The sequence below is a fragment of the Mesorhizobium sp. M1E.F.Ca.ET.063.01.1.1 genome (assembly GCF_003998155.1).
Taxonomy (GTDB): Bacteria; Pseudomonadota; Alphaproteobacteria; order Rhizobiales; family Rhizobiaceae; genus Mesorhizobium.
In genome coordinates, this window is the sequence record NZ_RZSC01001452.1 from 1 (window position 1) to 624 (window position 624).

A 624-nucleotide genomic window follows, 5' to 3' on the forward strand; every position below is an offset into this window, starting at 1 on the left:
GCGTCTGGCCGCGATCGCCTCGTTCTGCTTCAGCCAAAACACGTCGGCATCGGCGAAATAGCTGTCCTCGCCGAACAGATCGGAGACGACCATGCCTGGATAGTCCTCGATGGCGAACAGCGCCACCTTGATGGAAATCGACTGGCCGCCGAACAGCCATTGTTTCAGCTGGTAGCCGCGCGGCGCGTATTGCTCGGGGTCGGCATAAAGCGCCAGCCAGTCCTTCTGCTGCGCTTTCGAAGCCATGGTGAGATAGCGCGCCGTCTCGGCGTCGATTTCCTCGCCGCGGTAGGCTTCGCGGATCTTGGGCAGAAGCTCGCCGAGTGCCAGACTGCGCTTCACCTGAAGTTCGGTGATGCCGAAGGTGGCGGCGATTTCGGCAATGGAGCGGCCTTCTTTGATCAGCCGCGAGAACGTTTCCCATTGCGAGACCTCGTCGGGGTCGAGGCGAGCGATGTTTTCGATGAGCGAGGCTTCGAGCGCAGCGGCGTCGTCGCCGTCTTCCATGATGGCGCAGGGCAAGGGATCGCCCTCGCCGCGCTCCTCGGCGAGCGATTTGGCGGCGAAATAGCGTCGCCGACCGGCGACGATCTCGAAGCTTTCGGGCGTCCCGTTGGGCCGCAC

General features: G+C 63.3%; 1 protein-coding gene. It reads right to left on the reverse strand.

The annotated features are described in order from the left end of the window. Positions 1-624: ParB N-terminal domain-containing protein (locus EOA29_RS39175; RefSeq protein ID WP_189479177.1), on the reverse strand; the 624-nt coding region annotated here is incomplete at both ends.